At 68.3% G+C, this 16982-nt stretch carries 21 protein-coding genes; 8 read left to right on the forward strand and 13 right to left on the reverse strand.

The features are described from left to right. Window positions 1-12: 12 nt before the first annotated feature. Both AC5W7N_RS08220 and AC5W7N_RS08225 read right to left on the reverse strand, forming a co-directional pair. Window positions 13-1209 (reverse strand): glycosyltransferase, encoded by a 1197-nt coding sequence (locus tag AC5W7N_RS08220; protein WP_495924057.1) that lies wholly within the window; start codon window positions 1207-1209, stop codon window positions 13-15. 154 nt (window positions 1210-1363) lie between these two features. Further along, the gene (locus AC5W7N_RS08225; protein ID WP_495923465.1) at window positions 1364-1996 is read right to left on the reverse strand and encodes a DUF8020 domain-containing protein; all 633 of its coding nucleotides are present in this window, start codon (window positions 1994-1996) and stop codon (window positions 1364-1366) included. 194 nt (window positions 1997-2190) lie between these two features. On the opposite strand from AC5W7N_RS08225, the gene AC5W7N_RS08230 reads away from it, so the two are divergent. Continuing rightward, window positions 2191-2544 carry an ArsR/SmtB family transcription factor gene (locus AC5W7N_RS08230; protein WP_495923466.1) on the forward strand — a complete coding sequence of 118 codons (354 nt, stop codon included), beginning with the start codon at window positions 2191-2193 and terminating at the stop codon, window positions 2542-2544. Beyond that, window positions 2541-3020: an SRPBCC family protein gene (locus AC5W7N_RS08235; protein ID WP_495923467.1), complete on the forward strand. Its 480-nt coding sequence runs from the start codon at window positions 2541-2543 to the stop codon at window positions 3018-3020. Before AC5W7N_RS08230 ends, AC5W7N_RS08235 begins: the two co-directional genes overlap by 4 nt. A gap of 54 nt (window positions 3021-3074) precedes the next feature. On the opposite strand, the gene AC5W7N_RS08240 is transcribed toward AC5W7N_RS08235, so the two are convergent. The 6 genes from AC5W7N_RS08240 to AC5W7N_RS08265 all read right to left on the reverse strand — a co-directional run bounded on the left by AC5W7N_RS08240 (window position 3075) and on the right by AC5W7N_RS08265 (window position 6921). Then, window positions 3075-4058, reverse strand: a complete 984-nt coding sequence (locus tag AC5W7N_RS08240; protein WP_495923468.1) for a pirin family protein — start codon at window positions 4056-4058, stop codon at window positions 3075-3077. Beyond that, on the reverse strand, window positions 4055-4366 hold the full coding sequence (locus AC5W7N_RS08245) for a GNAT family N-acetyltransferase (RefSeq protein ID WP_163810060.1): 312 nt from the start codon (window positions 4364-4366) through the stop codon (window positions 4055-4057). Before AC5W7N_RS08245 ends, AC5W7N_RS08240 begins: the two co-directional genes overlap by 4 nt. Next, complete coding sequence (locus tag AC5W7N_RS08250) at window positions 4363-4845, reverse strand: carboxymuconolactone decarboxylase family protein (protein ID WP_163810058.1); 483 nt, start codon at window positions 4843-4845, stop codon at window positions 4363-4365. Before AC5W7N_RS08250 ends, AC5W7N_RS08245 begins: the two co-directional genes overlap by 4 nt. A 77-nt stretch (window positions 4846-4922) precedes the next feature. Next, window positions 4923-5996, reverse strand: a complete 1074-nt coding sequence (locus AC5W7N_RS08255) for an aldo/keto reductase (RefSeq protein ID WP_163810055.1) — start codon at window positions 5994-5996, stop codon at window positions 4923-4925. After that, window positions 5989-6444 (reverse strand): MerR family transcriptional regulator, encoded by a 456-nt coding sequence (locus AC5W7N_RS08260; protein WP_194989244.1) that lies wholly within the window; start codon window positions 6442-6444, stop codon window positions 5989-5991. Before AC5W7N_RS08260 ends, AC5W7N_RS08255 begins: the two co-directional genes overlap by 8 nt. A 93-nt stretch (window positions 6445-6537) precedes the next feature. Further along, the gene (locus tag AC5W7N_RS08265; protein ID WP_194989245.1) at window positions 6538-6921 is read right to left on the reverse strand and encodes a VOC family protein; all 384 of its coding nucleotides are present in this window, start codon (window positions 6919-6921) and stop codon (window positions 6538-6540) included. A gap of 58 nt (window positions 6922-6979) precedes the next feature. Here AC5W7N_RS08265 and AC5W7N_RS08270 point away from each other — a divergent pair, with 58 nt between their 5' ends. Then, the gene (locus AC5W7N_RS08270) at window positions 6980-7183 is read left to right on the forward strand and encodes a hypothetical protein (protein WP_036540424.1); all 204 of its coding nucleotides are present in this window, start codon (window positions 6980-6982) and stop codon (window positions 7181-7183) included. 31 nt (window positions 7184-7214) lie between these two features. Here the strand turns inward: AC5W7N_RS08270 and AC5W7N_RS08275 are convergent, their stop codons facing one another. Continuing rightward, window positions 7215-7706, reverse strand: coding sequence for a SixA phosphatase family protein (locus AC5W7N_RS08275; RefSeq protein ID WP_163810051.1), 492 nt, complete (start codon window positions 7704-7706; stop codon window positions 7215-7217). 172 nt (window positions 7707-7878) lie between these two features. Here AC5W7N_RS08275 and AC5W7N_RS08280 point away from each other — a divergent pair, with 172 nt between their 5' ends. Continuing rightward, on the forward strand, window positions 7879-9549 hold the full coding sequence (locus tag AC5W7N_RS08280; RefSeq protein WP_194989246.1) for an FAD-dependent oxidoreductase: 1671 nt from the start codon (window positions 7879-7881) through the stop codon (window positions 9547-9549). Between the two features lie 59 nt (window positions 9550-9608). On the opposite strand, the gene AC5W7N_RS08285 is transcribed toward AC5W7N_RS08280, so the two are convergent. From AC5W7N_RS08285 to AC5W7N_RS08295, 3 genes are all read right to left on the reverse strand, one after another. Continuing rightward, window positions 9609-10382 carry an acyl-[acyl-carrier-protein] thioesterase gene (locus AC5W7N_RS08285; protein ID WP_194989247.1) on the reverse strand — a complete coding sequence of 258 codons (774 nt, stop codon included), beginning with the start codon at window positions 10380-10382 and terminating at the stop codon, window positions 9609-9611. Window positions 10383-10560: 178 nt separating this feature from the next. Further along, the gene (locus tag AC5W7N_RS08290) at window positions 10561-11712 is read right to left on the reverse strand and encodes a transglycosylase SLT domain-containing protein (protein WP_490724456.1); all 1152 of its coding nucleotides are present in this window, start codon (window positions 11710-11712) and stop codon (window positions 10561-10563) included. After that, the gene (locus AC5W7N_RS08295) at window positions 11709-12035 is read right to left on the reverse strand and encodes a type VII secretion target (RefSeq protein WP_163810046.1); all 327 of its coding nucleotides are present in this window, start codon (window positions 12033-12035) and stop codon (window positions 11709-11711) included. The genes AC5W7N_RS08290 and AC5W7N_RS08295 overlap by 4 nt, the downstream gene beginning before the upstream one ends. 219 nt (window positions 12036-12254) lie before the next feature. On the opposite strand from AC5W7N_RS08295, the gene AC5W7N_RS08300 reads away from it, so the two are divergent. Next, on the forward strand, window positions 12255-13229 hold the full coding sequence (locus AC5W7N_RS08300; RefSeq protein ID WP_163810044.1) for an NADPH:quinone oxidoreductase family protein: 975 nt from the start codon (window positions 12255-12257) through the stop codon (window positions 13227-13229). Between the two features lie 54 nt (window positions 13230-13283). Continuing rightward, the gene (locus AC5W7N_RS08305) at window positions 13284-14387 is read left to right on the forward strand and encodes a winged helix DNA-binding domain-containing protein (protein WP_490724457.1); all 1104 of its coding nucleotides are present in this window, start codon (window positions 13284-13286) and stop codon (window positions 14385-14387) included. A 157-nt stretch (window positions 14388-14544) separates the two neighbouring features. Here AC5W7N_RS08305 and AC5W7N_RS08310 read toward each other — a convergent pair whose 3' ends face one another. Next, window positions 14545-15063 carry an Lrp/AsnC family transcriptional regulator gene (locus AC5W7N_RS08310; RefSeq protein ID WP_195020078.1) on the reverse strand — a complete coding sequence of 173 codons (519 nt, stop codon included), beginning with the start codon at window positions 15061-15063 and terminating at the stop codon, window positions 14545-14547. A gap of 147 nt (window positions 15064-15210) precedes the next feature. Between AC5W7N_RS08310 and hppD the strand changes: the two genes are divergently transcribed. Beyond that, on the forward strand, window positions 15211-16413 hold the full coding sequence (gene hppD, locus AC5W7N_RS08315; protein WP_163810038.1) for a 4-hydroxyphenylpyruvate dioxygenase: 1203 nt from the start codon (window positions 15211-15213) through the stop codon (window positions 16411-16413). Between the two features lie 38 nt (window positions 16414-16451). Continuing rightward, a complete protein-coding gene (locus AC5W7N_RS08320) occupies window positions 16452-16982 on the forward strand; it encodes a DUF3558 domain-containing protein (RefSeq protein WP_163810036.1) in 531 nt (176 codons plus the stop codon).

Raw genomic sequence — 16982 nt, forward strand, 5'->3', positions numbered from 1 at the left:
GATCGGAAATGCCTAGCCGATCGCGTCGATCAGCAACCTCGCCGCCACCATCGCGCCATCGGTGCGGATCGTCGCGGCCACCGCGCTCGCGCGCTCGCGAGTGGCAGGCATCAGTGCCGTGCCGAGGGCGCGGGCCAGCGAGGCGGGATCGGGATCGGTGTCGTCGCAGGCCGCGCCGATCCCGAGGGCGGAAACCCGCTCCGCCCAATACGGTTGGTCCATCATCTGGGGTACGACCACCTGGGGCACGCCGGCGCGGGCGGCGGCCGTCGTCGTACCGGCACCACCGTGGTGTACGACGGCGGCGACGCGGGGGAAGAGAGCCTGATGGTTGACCTCGCCGATTGTGATGCAGTCGGGCAGGTCGTCACTCGATGCCAGCTCCGCCCAGCCGCGAGATAGAACGGCACGGCAGTTGTGCGCACGGACTGCTGCGATCGCAGTGCGGGCGAGGTTGTTTCGCAGGCGCATGCTGCCGAAGCCGATGTACACCGGTGGTGTACCCGCGTCCAGGAAGGCCTCCACATCGGCGGGGAGGGGGCGGTGGTCCGGCACGAACCAGGCGCCGGTCTGGACGACGGTGCGATCAGGCGATTGCGGCCAGGGCGCCAAGCCCGGATCCGCCGCCAGCCATGGACGGTCGGTGATGACGTGCTCACGTACATCGTCCACCGCCGGTAGCCCGAGCGCGGCCCGATGGGCCGCCAGCGCCTTGCCGTACTGTGCGTTCCAGCCGAGAGCGTCGACCTCCCATTGCCATTGGTTGCCGATCGCCGCCGGCGCGGGCCGATCGCCGGGCATTCGTGGCATCGGCGGATGATGCGGCGACGGCAAACTCGTCGGTTGATAACTCGCGTACTGGTAGTGGATTCCCAGTTTCTCGGCGGCCGACCTGGCGGCGATCACACTGATGCCTGTCGCTATCACCGCATCGCAGTCGACGGCCGCCTCGGGTACTGTGCCGAATTGCGCCGCGGGCCACTGCTCGGCGTAGCCCAGCAGTTCTGCAACGGTCGCTCGCACGCCTTGTGAACCGGGCACCGGCGGCCCCACCGGCACCAACGGCACATCCAGTTCGGCGCAGCGGGTGTCGAAATTCGGCGGCGCACACAGGCACACCTCCGCGCCGAGCGCCCGCAACCCGAGCGCGAGCCCGAGGGCGGGTTCGATATCCCCGCGTGTTCCGCTCGCCGACAACAACACCCGCACGCAGCCACTCCCTAGTCGCCTGTTTCGCGGAACCCTAATCCGGGCGGGAGCGCTCCCGCGATGGCGTTGTCCCCACACATGATGGTGGCGGCACCCCGCCGGCGGCGGGGTGGGGAACAGGCAATGCCGTGCTCGTAGGTTTCGGCCCGCGAACTCAGGGGGCGCGGTTCAGGTAGGCGACCGCGGCATCGATGGCGGGCTGGCCGCCCGAGTGGGCGAGCCCGGCGAACGCGCCGATGGCCGCGCCGACCACGGTGCCGACGGGGACGGTGATGAAATCGAGGACGAACAAGCCGAGCGGCAGGCCCAGGACGAAGCCGATGGCCCCGCCGATGATCGCGCCGGTGATGATGGCCGGTTTGTGGCGTTCGACCTCGGCGAAGAAACGTTCCTCGGCGTTGATGTCGCGCAGCGGCGTCGGCGCGGTTTCCGAGGTGGCCGGTGCGAGGGTGAGGCTGGTGCCGTCGTTCTCGATCAGCGGAGTCAGCTCGACCTGCTTGTCGCCGAGGTGGACGGCCATGGGGAAGGCGGCGACGATGTGTCCGGCACGGTCGGTGAGGGCGACGACGCGACCGTCTTCGACGAGTTCGAAACGTCCACCTTCGATCGTGGTCACGGCAGTGCGCCGGTCCTCGTCGGCGGTGACGCGGTAGTCGATCTGCTGGACCGTTCCGGACAGATCGAGAGCTGCCCGGTCGGGCCCGGGGGTGGCCGGTGCCAGACCGGCCGTGATGCCGGTGGCCGCCAGCGTGAGCAGTGCCGTCGCGGTGATCTTGGTGAGCCTCATCGTGTCCTAGGGTGCTGGCGCCATCGGCGAAATGTCCGGTTCGAGTTGCGAAGACCATACCGGGACCGCGCGGTGAACAGGAACCGAACGCGACGCTGCGGCCCGCTTTCGTGGCGCCGCGCAAACCGGGCCCGCGCCGGGACTTCGCGCTCGGGTATTGACACCGGCGGAATCGATCAGCAACACTGAACTAGATGGTTCAGTATGACTTCCTAGACGCCTCCTTCGGAGCGCTCGCGGACCCCACCCGACGGGGCATCCTCGAGCACCTCGGACATGGCCCCGCCACCGTCAGCGAGCTGGCGGAGCGCTTCGCGATGACCCTCACCGGCATCAAGAAGCACATCCACCTGCTCGAACAGGCGGGGATGGTGGTCACGGAGAAGCGCGGCCGGGTGCGGTACTGCCGGCTCGGCGAGAACGTCTTCGACCGGGAGGTGGCCTGGATGCAGGGCTATCGGCGGATGGTGGAGGCCCGGATGGACCGTCTCGGTGAATTCCTCGAAACAACCGGAATCGAAACTACGGAAACGGAGCACAACCGATGAACACAACCACGAACGACGCCGTCATCTCCACGACCTCGGACACCGAGATCCATGTCGAGCGGGTGTTCAACGCCCCGGTGGATCGCGTCTGGGAGGCCTACAGCCGGATCGAGCAGCTGTCGCGCTGGTGGGGTCGCGGCAATCAGCTCGATGTCGAACGCTGGGAGTTCCGCAAGGGCGGGCACTGGCGCTTCGTCGAACACGCCGATGGTGAATCGCACGGCTTCGAGGGGCGTTTCCGGGAGATCACCCCGAAGGAGAGCATCGTGCAGTCCTTCGAATGGGACGGCATGCCCGCGCACGTCGCCATCGACGCCACGACGTTCGTCGATCTCGGCGACGGCCGCACCAAGGTGGTCACCGACAGCCAGTTCCACACCAAGGCCGAGCGGGACGGCATGCTCCAGTCGGGCATGGAGTCCGGACTCAACGACAGCTACCGTGCTCTCGATGCCCTGCTGGCCGAATCGGCCTGAACACCAGCAGTACCGGCGACCCGGCCCGCGACGGCGGTGCCGGGTCGTCTGCTGTCAATGGCCGCCGAAGCGCCGCTTGCGTGGTCTGAGCCGGAGGCCGGGCAGCGGCGGAGCCGGAATCCGTTGCTGCGGTGGATGTCCCGCGATATCGCCGAACCGCTCGACGTTGTGGTTCTCCCAATCCTCGCGGGCCGCGATGATCTCCTCGTGGCTGCGGCCGACGAAGTTCCACCACATCACCAGATCTTCGCCGAAGGGTTCACCGCCGATCAGCGCGAAATGTGCGCCCCCGTTGCTGGTCAAGGTGAGTTCTTCGCGCTCGGTACCCAGGTACAGCAGTGGGCCGGGGCCGATTTCGGTGCCCGCGACGGTCAACTCGCCCTCGAGCACCAGCACGGCGTACTCGAAACTCGGCTCGACCGGCAGCGTGACCCGTGCCCCCGCATCGAGGCGGGCATCGGCACCGACCAGCGGTGTGTAGATGATCGCGGGCGACGTAATTCCGGCCAGCGTGCCGAGCAGGACCGTCGCGCGCAGGCCCGCGACCTCGTAGGCCGGCAGTTCACGGTGCTGTTCGAAATGCGGTTCGATCCCGGCGGCCGCGCTGGGCAGCGCGATCCACAATTGCAGGCCGTGTCCGGCGGGCGCGCCCGCGACGCCGTACTCCGAATGCGCGATGCCGCGGCCGGAGGTCATCAGATTCAGCTGTCCCGGCTCGATCCGCACATCCGAGCCGACCGAATCGCGATGGCGGATCTCGCCTTCGAACGGCCACGTCACCGTCTGCAACCCGATATGTGGATGCGGATCGATATCCGGCGGCGCCCCGGTCTTGGTGACGGTGGGCGAGCCGAAATGATCCAGGAAGCACCAGGCGCCGACGGTGGGCAGATCACGCTGCGGCAGCACCCGCTCGACGAACACCCCGCGCACACCACCGAGCGGCACCTCACGCGCGGGATACTCCTCGACCACCGGACCCGGCCCGGGCGAGGGCTCGCACAGCGCCTCGTCCGGATGCGGGTCCAGGTCGCTCATCGGCTGATGCCCTTGCCGATCACGTGCGCGTCGTACTCGGAATGTTTATCGAGGTAGGCCTTGATGAACGGGCACACCGGGCGGATCACGCGTCCGCGCACGATCACGTCCTCGACCGCCTCATGCGCGAGCACCGTGCCGAGGCCCTTGCCGCCGAACGCCTCATCGATCTCGGTGTGGATGAACACGATCTGATCGCCGCGTTCCTCGTACTCGGTGAAGCCTGCGAGTTCGCCGCCGTACCAGATCTCGTAGCGGTTCTTGTCCTTGTTGTGGACGACCTCGGTCGCCACCGTCGAATCGGTCATGCTCCGTATCTCCTCTCGCGCACCGGGTGTTTGCTCAGGATCGACACGCGGTTGAACGCGCTGATCGTGGTTGCGGCCCAGATGATGACCGCGAGCTGGTCTTCCGAGAATTGCCGACGAGCGCCAGCGTACTCACGATCGATGCTCGACTCATCGGCAAGCGTCGCCGTGGCTTCGGCCAGTCCGAGGGCCGCGCGTTCGGCGGGGCCGAAGAAGTCGCCGCGCCGCCAGGACGGCAGCATGGCCAGTTCCTGCGCGGTCGCGCCGGCGGAGAGCGCGGCCCGATGATGCAGATCCAGGCAGCTCGCACAGCCGTTGATCTGGGATATCCGCACGTTCACCAGTTCGAGCAGGCGGCGGTCGAGTCCGGCGTCGGCGCCCGCGGCGCGCACTGTTGTCGCGAGCTGGACCAGCGCGCGGTACGCGCTGGGCGTCTGCCGGTCGATCCACACGCGTTCCGGGGCGGCGTCGGGCTCCATGGTCGGATGCTAGCCTTCGCCGCCGCGGCGCGCGCGTGGACCCGAGGACAAACGGACCACGGTCCGAGCGGAGACGGCTACTCGCGACCGGCGGAGGTGAACGACATGTCCGCGTACCTGTCACCGGCCACCTGGCCGGCGATCGGTTCCAGGGCCGCCAGCTCGTCGGCGGACAACACCAGCCCGGCGGCCGCGACGTTCTCTTCCAGCCGGGAGCGCTTGCGGGTGCCCGGAATCGGTACCACCGCGAGCCCGTGGGCTCGGGCCCTGGAATGCACCCAGGCCAGCGCCACCTGGGCGGCGCTCACCCCGCGAGCCTCGGCGATGGCACGCACCGGTGCCAGCAGTGCCGCGTTGCGCGCGGCGTTGTCGCCGGTGAAGCGGGGCATCCTGGTGCGGAAATCGCCGGCGCCGAGTTCGTTCGCGGTGCTGAACGATCCGGTCAGGAAACCGCGGCCGAGCGGGGAGTACGGCACGAACGCGACCCCGAGTTCGGCGGCGGCGGGAACGGCGGTCTTCTCCACGTCACGGGAGAACAGCGACCACTCCGATTGCACGGCGGCGATCGGATGCACCGCGGTGGCGGCCTTCAATTCCGCCCCGGTGACCTCCGAGAGCCCCAGCGCCCGCACCTTGCCCGCCCGGACCAATTCGGCCATGGCGCCCACCGTGTCGTCGATCGGGACCTCGGGATCGCGCCGGTGCATGTAGTACAGGTCGATCACCTCGATGCCGAGCCGGCGCAGGCTGGCATCGACCGAGGCGCGAATGTATTCGGGGGAGTTGTCGAAACCTCGGTAGGCGGGGTCGTCGGCCTTGCGGACAATGCCGAATTTGGTGGCGAGCACCACCTGCTCGCGGTTGGCCCGGAGGAAATCGCTCAGGAACTCCTCGTTGTGGCCTGCGCCGTAGACGTCGGCGGTGTCGAACAGGGTGACGCCCAGTTCCAGCGCGCGGTCCAGCGTCGCGCGGGCTTCGGCGAGATCGGTGGCGCCATAGAACTCGCTCATCCCCATGCAGCCGAGGCCCTGGACGCCGACCTCGATGCCACTGGTACCGAGAGCCGTCGTCGCCATCGTGCCGGTGCCGCTCGGCTCGCCCGCCGCCTCGCCGCCGACCCGCACGGACTCGCTGCGCGATGCGTCATTCATCGGTTGTCCCTTCGCAATGGATTGACCTGATCGGGCGGACCGTCGTCGACTTTCCCTCGTAGAGCTCGATCTTGTAGTCGAGTACGGCGACGGTCCGTTGCAGTTCGGCGATCTTGGCCAAGGTGTCCGCGCGGGTGGCGCGGAACATCTCCAGGCGCTGGGGCAGCGTGGCATCGCCGGCACGCACGAGTTCCGCGTACCGGACCATGTCCGCCACCGACATGCCGGTGGTGCGCAGACGGCCGATCAGCTCCAGCCAGTCCAGGTCACGGTCGCTGAAACGACGCTTGCCGGTGTGATCGCGGCCGATGTAATCCATCAGCCCGATGCGCTCGTACCAGCGCAGCGTGTCCCGGCTCAAGCCGCATCGCTCGGCCACTTCGCCGATCGAATAGCGCGGCCGCTCCCTCTCGCTGCTGTCGACACCCTGACGTGCGGTTTCGCTCACCTGACTGCCCCTCTCGCCGAACGCCGACGACGTTAGTCACCTGGAGTGCACTCCAAGCAAACACGAAATGCGAGGGACCCGGCGGCTACCCGCTCAGCTGGGCGAACCGGCCGCGTAATCGGGCAGTTCCTGCACGGCCCACTTGTTGCCGTCCGGGTCGGCGAAGAAGGTGAACAGGCCCCAGCCGAGATCCTGCACCGGCGTGGCCTCCACACCGGCCGCGCGCAGCTGCTGATACGCCTTCTCGGCGCTGTCCACCACCATCTGCATGCCCTCGACACTGCCGGGCACCGCCTCGGTGATGCCGCGTCCGATACAGATCGAACAGCCGGAGCCGGGCGGGGTGAGCTGCACGAAACGGATGTCCTCGCTGGGCGAGTGATCGTGATCGGCGTTGAAACCGATCTTGGTGTAGAAATCCTTGGCGCGGTCGACGTCGGTCACCGGGATGGCCACGAGTTCGATTTTCCAATCCATGTGACGAGCATCGCATCGAGCACCGACAGGTTTGCCGGTTCCGGCCTACCCTGGAGCCATGCCAGGTAAGGAAATCGACCGCGTCCGGGCTCGTTCGGCCTGGGCCACGGTCAAGGAAAGCCCGGTGATCACCGCCATCGCCGTCGCGCCGTTCGCGCTCGCGCTCGGTGTGGTGTGGTGGTTGTTCGGCGGGTTCGCGGCCTTCGTGCTGCTGGTGCTGCTCGGGGCCGGTGTGGTCTTCGGCGGCAAGCTACTGCGCTGACGGCCGGGTTCGGCAAGGGGCCTCTACGTATTCAGCGCGCCACGTGGAAGCTCACCAGTTCACCGGTCCCCGGATCCACCTGTGACCACGGCCGGTCGAACTGGAGTACAGCCAGTGCCGAGGTGGGGAACTTGCGGCTGAGTTCGATCGCCGGCTCGCTGTCGCGGTTGCCCGCCAGCTCCCACGCCGTCCACGGCATGCCGGGTGCGTGGCCGATCACCAGCAGGGTGGCGACGTCGTCATCGCTGAGCTGGACCAGCTCGATCAGGGTCTGCGGCGAGGCCTCGTAGATGCCGCGCTCGTAGACCACCGGCGCGGTGACGCCGGTCGCGGCGAGTGTTTCGCGGGTGCGGGTGGCGGTCGAACAGCGCACGGCGTCGATGGGCGGCTGGGTCTCACGAAGCCACTGCCCGGCCAGTCCCGCCTCCCGCTGCCCACGGGGTGCGAGCGGGCGTTCGTGGTCCTCGACGCCGTCCGGATAAGCCGATTTACCGTGCCGCATGAGGATCAGAGTCCGCACCATGGCACTACCGTAAGCCCTCCGGTGCGGAGACCCCTGCCACACTCGAGGCAAACTGAAAGCGGCGTCACAGCACGACGGCCCTCCGGTCACCCCGTGATCCGCACCGTGACGCTGCGCCACCCACACCCGGGGTGGTCATAGCCCACGCCCAGTTTTCGAGGATCTGCACAATATGGCCTACGTAATCACGCAGCGTTGTTGCAATGACGCCAGCTGCGTTTCCGAGTGCCCGGTCGACTGCATCCGACCCACCCCGGACCAGCCGGAGTTCGCGACGACCGAGATGCTCTACATCGACCCCGACACCTGCATCGACTGCGGAGCCTGTGTCGACGCGTGCCCGGTGGAGGCCATCTTCTCCGAAGACGACCTGACCGCATCGCTGGCCCGATTCCGCGATATCAATGCCGCCTACTTCCAACGGCATCCGCTGGAGACCAACTTCGATCCGATCGCCGCTCCCATCAGACCACCGAAGGAACTCGGCACGCTACGGGTCGCCGTCGTCGGTGCCGGCCCCGCCGCCTGCTACGCCGCCGACGAACTCCTGCGCCGCTCCGACGTCGAGGTGGAGATGTTCGACCGGCTGCCCACACCGTGGGGCCTGGTGCGCGCGGGCGTTGCGCCGGACCACCCGGGCACCAAGGGCGTGTCGAATATGTTCCAGTCCGCGTTCCGCCGCGACACGCTGCAGTTCTATCTGAACGTCGAGGTCGGCGAGCACATCACCCACGAGGAGCTGCTCGAACATCACCATGCCGTGGTGTACGCCGTCGGCGCGTCTTCGGACCGGCACATGGACGTCCCCGGCGAGGACCTGCCCGGCAGCCACTCCGCGACCGAGTTCGTGGCCTGGTACAACGGCCATCCCGACTATGCCGACCGGGAGTTCGATCTGTCCGGCGAGCGGGCGATCATCGTCGGCAACGGCAATGTCGCCCTCGATGTGGCCAGAGTGCTCACCGTCGACCCGGACGAGCTCGCCAAGACCGATATCGCCGATCACGCCCTCGACGCGCTGCGCCGCAGCAATATCCGTGAGGTCGTCGTGCTCGGCAGGCGCGGCCCGCTGCAGGCCGCCTACTCCTCGCCGGAGTTCATGGCGCTGGCGCACCTGAAGGGCGTCGACGTCGTCATCGATCCGGCCGAGCTGGAGCTGGATCCGGCCAGCCAGGCCATCCTCGACGATCCCGACGTAGAGCCGTCGCTGGCGCTGAAATACACCCTGGCCAAGGAGTACGCGGCCGCTTCCAGCGATCCGGCCAACAAACGGATCGTCTTCCGCTACCTGGCCTCGCCCACCGGGCTGACCGGCACCGACCGGGTGGAATCGCTGGAGTACGTGCACAACGAATTGCTCAGTGAGGGTGAGCAGTTGGTGGCCCGACCGACCGAGCGCACCGGCAGCCTGCCTGCCTCGCTGGTGCTGCGGTCCATCGGATACCGCGGCGAACCCGTCGCCGGCCTGCCCTTCGACGAGCGGCGCGCGGTGGTGCCCAATGAGCACGGCCGGGTTATCGGCGAGGACGGCACACCGGTGCCTGGGGTGTACGTCAGCGGCTGGATCAAGCGCGGGCCGCGCGGTGTGATCGGCTCCAACCGGGTCGACGCCGAGGAGACCGTCGAGGGCCTGATCGCCGATTTCATCGCGGGCAAGCTCGCCACCCCGCGCGCCGACCGGGCCGCGCTGCGGGCCCTGATCCAGCAGCGTCAGCCGGATCTGGTCGACCGCGACGGCTGGCGGGCCATCGACCAGGCCGAGCGCACCGCGGGCAAATCCGCCGGGCGTCCGCGGGTCAAATTCACCAGCCGCCCCGACCTGCTCAAGGCCGCCAACAGCTGAGCGAATCCGGGCCCGGCCGCGGTGAACGCCGAGCGGCGCCCGCGGCCGGTGCCGTTCGATCAGCCGGGCAGCGGCATGACACGCACGATCGTCGTCGTGGTGCCGCCGACGACGAACCACAGTCGCAGCGTCGGCGCCCCCGCGCCGTCACCGGGCTCGTAGCGGCTGCGGACGGTGATGTGCTCGCGCGCGAGCACTGGCGCGACGTATTCGATGACGGCGCGGTGCGGGCCCGCCACCAGCTTCGGATAGTCGACCAGGAACTGCTCGACCGCCTGCCAGTAGCAGGCGTTGTTGACGTGGTTGTACTGGTCGATATCGGTGGCGCGGACCGGGAACGGCTGGTCGGTGTCCGATTCGGGAGGGGTGGCGTCGGTGAGCCAGGGCCGCCAGCGCAGCCGGTGTTCCTGCGCGGTCTGCGCCAGGTAGGCCAGGCCCTCATCGCTGATCCGGGCCGGGCGGTTGTTGGACTCGCTGATATTGATCCAGAATCCCTCGGTCTCGATGAGACCGCCGTTATCGCTGGTGATCCGGACCCGCATATTCGTCCAGCGGGTCGACATGGCCGAGCACCAACGCTCCAGCCGGACCTGATCCGGCCACATGATCGGCCGGACGACGTCGATGACGGTGCGCCGGACGATCCAGTTCGGATCGGTCCGCTCCAGCAGCGTCTGCTGCAGCTGCTCCCAGGCGATGTCCTGGAGATAGCGGGCGACGCCGTCGAATCGCAGACGGTTGTAGGGATCCACATCGCCGGCTCGGACGGGCCACGCCGAGGCAAAGCCCATGCCCTCCTGGGGAAGCGGGGCGAGTGGCTGATCGAGTGACACTTGTGCTCCTCGCGCTGCACGGTGTGCCGCGTTCTCATGCGGTGCTTCTTGTGAGAAGACTTTACGGGGCGTGCGTCACACCCTCGCGTCGAGCCGCCGGGTCGGGGCGCACCGCCTGCCCGCGAACCGGGGTTCCAGCAACCTTGCCGCTTCCTCCTGCACGATCGGCGCCGGGCTTCTAGTAGCCGACGTAACTCTGGTTCTGGCCCATGGCCACGATGCCCGGCACATTGCTCAGTGAGCCGTAGCGTTCGATGGCATACCTGGATCCGGCGATGATGTTGTCGACCGGGTTCCAGATGTCGTCGTGCCCGGCCAGCTTGTAGGAGTTGAAGGTGGGGTCGATGGTCTGCATCAGGCCCTTCGACGGAATGCCCGCGGCGGCGTTGCTGTCCCAGAGGTTGATCGCGTTCGGGTCGCCGCCGGATTCCTTCTCGATGATGGCGGCGATGATCGCGGCATCGGAATCGGAGACGTCGTAACCGTTTTCGCGCAGCACCCGGATGGCTTCCTGGATCCATTGGGCCTGCTCGCCGGTGGGCATCTTGCTCGGCGGGCCGCCGGAGGCAAGGGCGCTCTCCGACCAGCTGCCGCCGCCCGAGGACGAACCGCCGCCGCTGCCCGCTCCGCTGCCGCCACCGGATCCGGAGCCCGACCCCGACATCAGCGGGCTGCTGTTGCTCGGCTTATCGCTCTGCGGCGCCGAGGTCGCCGCCGGCGCGGTACTCGCCGGGACCGCGGGCGGGGCGACGTTGAGCTTCGGATCGCCCAGCGTCTCGAAGGCCTGATCCAGCTTCACGGCCGCGTTCTCGACCGCGACCCGAGCCCGCTCGGCGGCATCGGAGGCGGCCTTGAGGGCATTGGCGATATGCCACTGATGCACCGCGGCCAGATACATCTCGGCCAGGCATTCACCCTCCACATTCGCCTTGCCGTCGGCGTGTTTGCGCAGGTAGTCCATGCGCGCCTGGGCGCTGACGGTGCCGTCGGCGGCGACCTGGAAGCCGGGCATCTCGCCATTGGGTGTCTGCGCGGTATCCCGCAGTTGCAGCACCTTGTTCTTGGTCTCGGTGAGGTTGCCGACCTCGACGTTCAACGCCGTCTGCAGCTCCAGCAGCGCCGCGCTCACCGCACCGGTCCTGGTTTTCTCGGTATCCATCCTGGTCTTGGCGGCGGTGCCGGCCGGACCGCTCCACGGCAAGGTCTCGGCGCTGGTGCGCCCGGAGGTGGCCAGGCCGTCGAGGCGGGTGGCGAGGTTGGCGGCGTTGGTGGCGGCGGTGCCGAGCTGATCGGGCTTCCACTGCTCGACGCCGGGGATGGTGAGCGTCACTGCGACAGTCCGATCGTGCGCAGCTTCTGCTCGAAATCGGCTTCGGTGAGTTCGTAGGCGCCCGCGGTATTGCGCAGACTGTCGGCCACGGTGGTGAGCCGCTCGCTGATGCGCTGTAGGCATTTGCCGCTGGCGTCGACGGCGTGCTGGGCGGCGGCACCGAACGCGGTGCCCGGTAGCGCCGCGACCGCCCCGCTGATGTTCGCGTCCTCGGCCGTGCCGAGCCCGGTGACGTTGCCTGCCTCATCGCCGAGTTGCCCGGCGAAACTGCGCAGCACCTCCGGATCGACGCGGATGGTCGTGCTGCCCTCGTTCTCGCTCACGGACGTCCCCCTTCCCTCCCGATGCACTGTGGGTGAGCTTAACAAAGGTCCCGGCACTGAACAGGGGCTCGGCACAAGCGGATCGGGCCCGCCGAGGTGTCGGCGGGGCGGGCCGGGCGCGGCGGTGTCCGGGTTGGGCACGCGCGGTGCGGCCGCGCCGATTATGTTGGGATCCGGCGTCGCCGATGACGACGGCGCGGAGACGAAAGAGGTCGGCACATGCGCGCAGCCCAGGTCAGCACACTGGAAGGACCCGAGTCCATCGAGGTCGTCGACATCGCCGAGCCCACGCCGTATCCGGGCAGTGTGGTGATCGATGTGCACGCCGCGGGGGTCGCGTTCCCCGATGTGCTGATGACGCGCGGGCTGTACCAGATGAAGCCGCAGCTGCCGTTCGTCGTCGGTGGCGAGATCGCCGGTGTGGTGCGTGAGGCGCCCGAGGGCGCGCATGTGCGCGCGGGCGATCGCGTGATCGCGTTGACGCTGCTCGGCAACGCCATGGCCGAGGTGGCCGTGGTGCCTGCCGAGATGGTGTTCCGGCTGCCCGACAACGTGTCGCTGGAAGCCGGTGCCGGCATCCTGTTCAACGATCTGACCGTGCACTTCTGCCTGCGCAACCGGGGCAGGCTGGCACCGGGGGAGACGGTGCTGGTGCACGGCGCGGCCGGCGGCATCGGCACCTCGACGCTGCGGATGGCGGCCGCGCTCGGCGCAGGCCGGACCATCGCGGTGGTGAGCACCGAGGAGAAGGCCGAGGTCGCGCGGGCCAACGGGGCCACCGATGTGGTGCTCACCGACGGCTGGCTGGATGCGGTGAAGGAGCTGACCGGCGGGCGCGGGGTGGATATCGTGCTCGACCCGGTGGGCGGCGACCGCTTCACCGACAGCATCCGTTCGCTGGCCTCCGCGGGCCGGCTGCTGGTGGTCGGCTTCACCGCCGGCGAGATCCCCACCGTGAAGGTGAACCGGCTGCTGCTCAAGAACGTCGAGGTGGTCGGCGCCGCGTGGGGTGAATGGGTGATGACGCATCCTGGCTACCTGGCCGAACAGTGGGCCGAGGTGGAGCCGCTGCTGGCCTCGGGCGCGATCACCGCGCCGCAGCCGGTGCTGTTCCCGCTGGAGCGAGCCGCCGATGCGGTCGCCTCGCTGGACAACCGCACGGCCACCGGCAAGGTCGTCGTCACCGTCCGCTGAGGCCGGGTGGTTCGCTTGGCGCCTGTCGGTGGCTCGCTCTACCGTGAGCGGACCATGGAACTGACCGCCCGGACCCTGAACCGGACCCTGCTCGCCCGCCAGCATCTGCTCGAACGCACCGAGCTGTCGGTGCCCGACATGTGCGACCACCTGGTGGGTTTGCAGGCCCAGGACACCATGCCGCCGTTCATCGGATTGTGGAGCCGGATTGCCGATTTCGATCCGGCGGCGGTATCGGCCGGGCTGCTTGATCGTTCCTTGGTCCGGATCACCTTGATGCGCGGCACGATTCACCTGGTCACCCCGCCCGACGCCCTGCGGATCGCCCCGTTGATCCAGCCGGAACTGGAGAAGATTCCGTTCCGCAAAGGGTTCAATTACGGCGCCATGGTCGGATTGGACCCGGACGAGGTGCGCGAGCGCGGGGAACAGGTGCTCGGCGAGGAGCCCATCTCCACCGCCGAGCTGCGCAGCAGAGCCGCCGAACTGTTCCCGGATCGCGATCCGGGCGCGGTGGTGCAGACCTGGCTGTATCAGCTGCCGGTATTGCAGACACCGCCGCGAGGCATGTGGCGTGACAACAGCAGACCGGTGTGGTCGCGCGTTCAGCCCTGGCTCGGCGCACCACTGGACCCGGCCTATCCGGTCGCGGAATTGGTGCTGCGCTACCTGCGCGCCTTCGGCCCGGCCAGCACCATGGATATGCAGACCTGGTCGAAACTGACCGGAATGAAATCGGCCGTCGCGCACCTGGGCGACCGGCTGCGCACCTATACCGACGAACGTGGCCGCACCCTCTACGACCTGGCCGATGCCGAACTCGCCGACCCCGATCTGCCTGCCCCGGTCCGCCTGCTCGGCTGGTACGACAACGCCTTGCTCTCCCACCAGGATCGCTCCCGCATCGCACCGGACGGCCTGCCGAACACCGCGCGGATCCAGGCCTCGCCGATTCTGGTCGACGGCTTCCTGGCCGGTATGTACAAGGTGTTCCCGGACAAGAGCACCGCCCGGATGCGGATCAGCCCCAACCGCGCCTGGACAGCGCGAGAGAAGGCCGAGGTGGAGGCCGAGGCGTCGGCCCTGCTGGCCTTCCTCGAACCGGATCTCGCCCCGCACCTCGAGTTTCTCGATGTAGGCGCCGATCTGCGCCCATAGGCCGACGCTGAACACCTGTGAGTCGGGATCGAAGTCGGCGGACCGGTGCCCGGCGTGCGTGCGACGGTGTTCGGTGCGGATGGGCTGGTGCTCGATGCGAACCTGCCGGAACCACCTGCTCGAGCCGGTGCCCGGAGCCCGCGGACCGAGGACCTCGTCAGCGGTTGCCGCGATAGGCAGGCGCCTTACTCGTCCCGGTCGGCGTCAGCGTGCGCAGCAACGGCAGCGTGCGCCGCTCGACCACCGTCGACAGCACGATGACGCTGTGCGAACGCACCACCGGCGGCGTCCGGTCGATGCTGAGCAACACCTCTTGCAGCCCGGTGTGCGAATCCGCGCCGATCCGGCACAGCACATCACCGGACCCGGTGGTCGCGTAGGCCTCGAGCACACCGGGGATCGCCGCGAGTTCGGCGGCGACGGCGTCGAGCGCGCCTTGGGCGATTTCCAGGGTGACGAAGGCCTGCACCTCGAAACCCGCGGCGGTGACGTCGATCTGCGGATCGTAGGACGCGATCACCCCGGCCTCCTCCATCCGCGCGATCCGCGACTGCACCGTGGCCCGCGCGACCCGGGTGCGCCGGGACAGCTCCAGGATCCCCGCCTTCTGGTACTCGTGCATCGCGGTGAGGATCGCGAGATCGAGTTCGTCGAGTTTCGCCGGCGTGCGCGACATGGGCGGCCTCCGTTCGGACACTGCGGTATGCCTCAATGCTAGTCATTCTGCTCAGCATCCGAGGCGGCTTACTAGACCGATCTGCCAGTGTGGATACTCGAAAACCTGCTGGTTGCCTACCGACGCGCACGGCGATTTCCTAGGTGCATGACTCTCGAGCAGTTGCCGGACGCCCGGCGCGCCGGTGCGCCGGCCGACGATGAGCTGCGCACGCTGGTCGGCCTGGTGGACCACGATGTGACTATCGATCCGTTCCCGGTGATCGGCTGGGACGCGCTGGTGTGGGTGGTCGGCAACGCCACCCAGACCGCGCATTTCCTGGAGTCGGCGTTCGGCATGCGGCTGGAGGCCTACTCGGGCCCGGAGACCGGCAACCGCGACCACAAGGCGTTCGTGTTGCGCAGCGGTGGTGCACGATTCGTCGTCAAGGGCGCCGTCGATCCGGACAGCCCGCTGATCGCCCATCACGACCGCCACGGCGACGGCGTCGTCGATATCGCCCTCGAGGTGCCCGATGTGGACCGGTGCATCGACTGGGCGCGCCGCCACGGCGCCACCGTGCTGGTCGAACCACACGACGAGAGCGACGAATTCGGCACCGTCCGCTCGGCCGCGCTGGCCACCTATGGCGAGACCAGGCACACCTTGGTCGACCGGTCCGGCTACCTCGGCCCCTACCTGCCCGGCTATGTCGCCCGGCGCTCGACCTACCAGCCGCGCCCCGGCGCACCGGCCCGGCTGTTCCAGGCGATCGACCACGTCGTCGGCAATGTGGAACTGGGCCGGATGGACGAGTGGGTCGAGTTCTACCACCGGGTCATGGGTTTCACGAACATGGCCGAATTCGTCGGCGACGATATCGCCACCGAGTACTCGGCGCTGATGAGCAAGGTCGTGGCCAACGGCAACCACCGGGTGAAGTTCCCGCTCAACGAACCCGCCGTCGGCAAGAAGCGCTCGCAGATCGATGAGTACCTGGAGTTCTACCGCGGACCGGGCGTGCAGCACATCGCGCTGGCCACCTCCGACATCCTCACCTGCGTGGACAACCTGCGCAGGGAAGGCATCGAGTTCCTGCCGACCCCGGACGCCTACTACGAGGACCCGGAGCTGCGGGCGCGGATCGGGCGGGTCCGAGTTCCGGTGCGGGAGTTGCAATCTCGCGGCATCCTGGTCGACCGCGACGAGGACGGCTATCTGCTGCAGATCTTCTGCCGCCCGCTCACCGACCGGCCGACGGTGTTCTTCGAGCTCATCGAACGGCACGGCTCGCTCGGTTTCGGCAAGGGCAATTTCAAGGCCCTGTTCCAGGCCATCGAGCGCGAACAGGACGCCCGCGGCAATTTGTAGCGCGGCCGGACTCGCGACCGGTCGGTAGAGTTCATCGCATGCGTATCCCGTCGGTCCTCGTCTCGGTGGCGGCCCTGACGTTGTTGCTGTCGGCGTGCGGCTCCAGCGAGGGGGACGAATCTCCGCAGGCCCCGCACCGGCCGCCGCCGAAGGTCGCCACGCTCGGTCCGTTCGTCGGCGAATGCGGCCACGTCACCGATGACGAAGTGCGCCAGATCGCCGGGATGGCCCAGGTCTCGCAGGTGTTCAAGAACTCCACCGGCTGCAATTGGCAGGCCGCGGGCAGCGGATCCACCAGCGTCACCTTCGCCTCCTTCCGCGGCAGTCCGATCGAACGCGAGCGCGCCTGGGTCACCACCCAGGGCCGCAATCCGCAGTCGATCGAGGTGGCGGGCAAGACCGGCTTCCAGGCGCTGGAGCCGAGCGGTTCGGTCTGCGACCTCGCGGTGCAGATCGGCGACGACTTCTTCGAATGGTCGATGTCCTACGGGTTGTTCGAGGCCAACGGCGGCAATCCGTGCGACAAGATGCGCAAGCTGGCCGAGCTGACCGTGCAGAGGCTGCAATGA

The sequence above is a fragment of the Nocardia sp. CDC519 genome (assembly GCF_059509835.1).

Coding starts and splice junctions, on each gene's coding strand:
- AC5W7N_RS08225 (WP_495923465.1), bottom strand. CDS start 1,996: ATGAGGCTCACCAAGATCACCGCGACGGCACTGCTCACGCTGGCGGCC.
- AC5W7N_RS08255 (WP_163810055.1), bottom strand. CDS start 5,996: ATGAATGACGCATCGCGCAGCGAGTCCGTGCGGGTCGGCGGCGAGGCG.
- AC5W7N_RS08250 (WP_163810058.1), bottom strand. CDS start 4,845: ATGGAGCCCGACGCCGCCCCGGAACGCGTGTGGATCGACCGGCAGACG.
- AC5W7N_RS08320 (WP_163810036.1), top strand. CDS start 16,452: ATGCGTATCCCGTCGGTCCTCGTCTCGGTGGCGGCCCTGACGTTGTTG.
- hppD (WP_163810038.1), top strand. CDS start 15,211: ATGACTCTCGAGCAGTTGCCGGACGCCCGGCGCGCCGGTGCGCCGGCC.
- AC5W7N_RS08310 (WP_195020078.1), bottom strand. CDS start 15,063: ATGTCGCGCACGCCGGCGAAACTCGACGAACTCGATCTCGCGATCCTC.
- AC5W7N_RS08265 (WP_194989245.1), bottom strand. CDS start 6,921: ATGGATTGGAAAATCGAACTCGTGGCCATCCCGGTGACCGACGTCGAC.
- AC5W7N_RS08240 (WP_495923468.1), bottom strand. CDS start 4,058: ATGAGCGACCTGGACCCGCATCCGGACGAGGCGCTGTGCGAGCCCTCG.
- AC5W7N_RS08235 (WP_495923467.1), top strand. CDS start 2,541: ATGAACACAACCACGAACGACGCCGTCATCTCCACGACCTCGGACACC.
- AC5W7N_RS08300 (WP_163810044.1), top strand. CDS start 12,255: ATGCGCGCAGCCCAGGTCAGCACACTGGAAGGACCCGAGTCCATCGAG.
- AC5W7N_RS08305 (WP_490724457.1), top strand. CDS start 13,284: ATGGAACTGACCGCCCGGACCCTGAACCGGACCCTGCTCGCCCGCCAG.
- AC5W7N_RS08230 (WP_495923466.1), top strand. CDS start 2,191: ATGGTTCAGTATGACTTCCTAGACGCCTCCTTCGGAGCGCTCGCGGAC.
- AC5W7N_RS08270 (WP_036540424.1), top strand. CDS start 6,980: ATGCCAGGTAAGGAAATCGACCGCGTCCGGGCTCGTTCGGCCTGGGCC.
- AC5W7N_RS08245 (WP_163810060.1), bottom strand. CDS start 4,366: ATGACCGATTCGACGGTGGCGACCGAGGTCGTCCACAACAAGGACAAG.
- AC5W7N_RS08280 (WP_194989246.1), top strand. CDS start 7,879: ATGGCCTACGTAATCACGCAGCGTTGTTGCAATGACGCCAGCTGCGTT.
- AC5W7N_RS08275 (WP_163810051.1), bottom strand. CDS start 7,706: ATGGTGCGGACTCTGATCCTCATGCGGCACGGTAAATCGGCTTATCCG.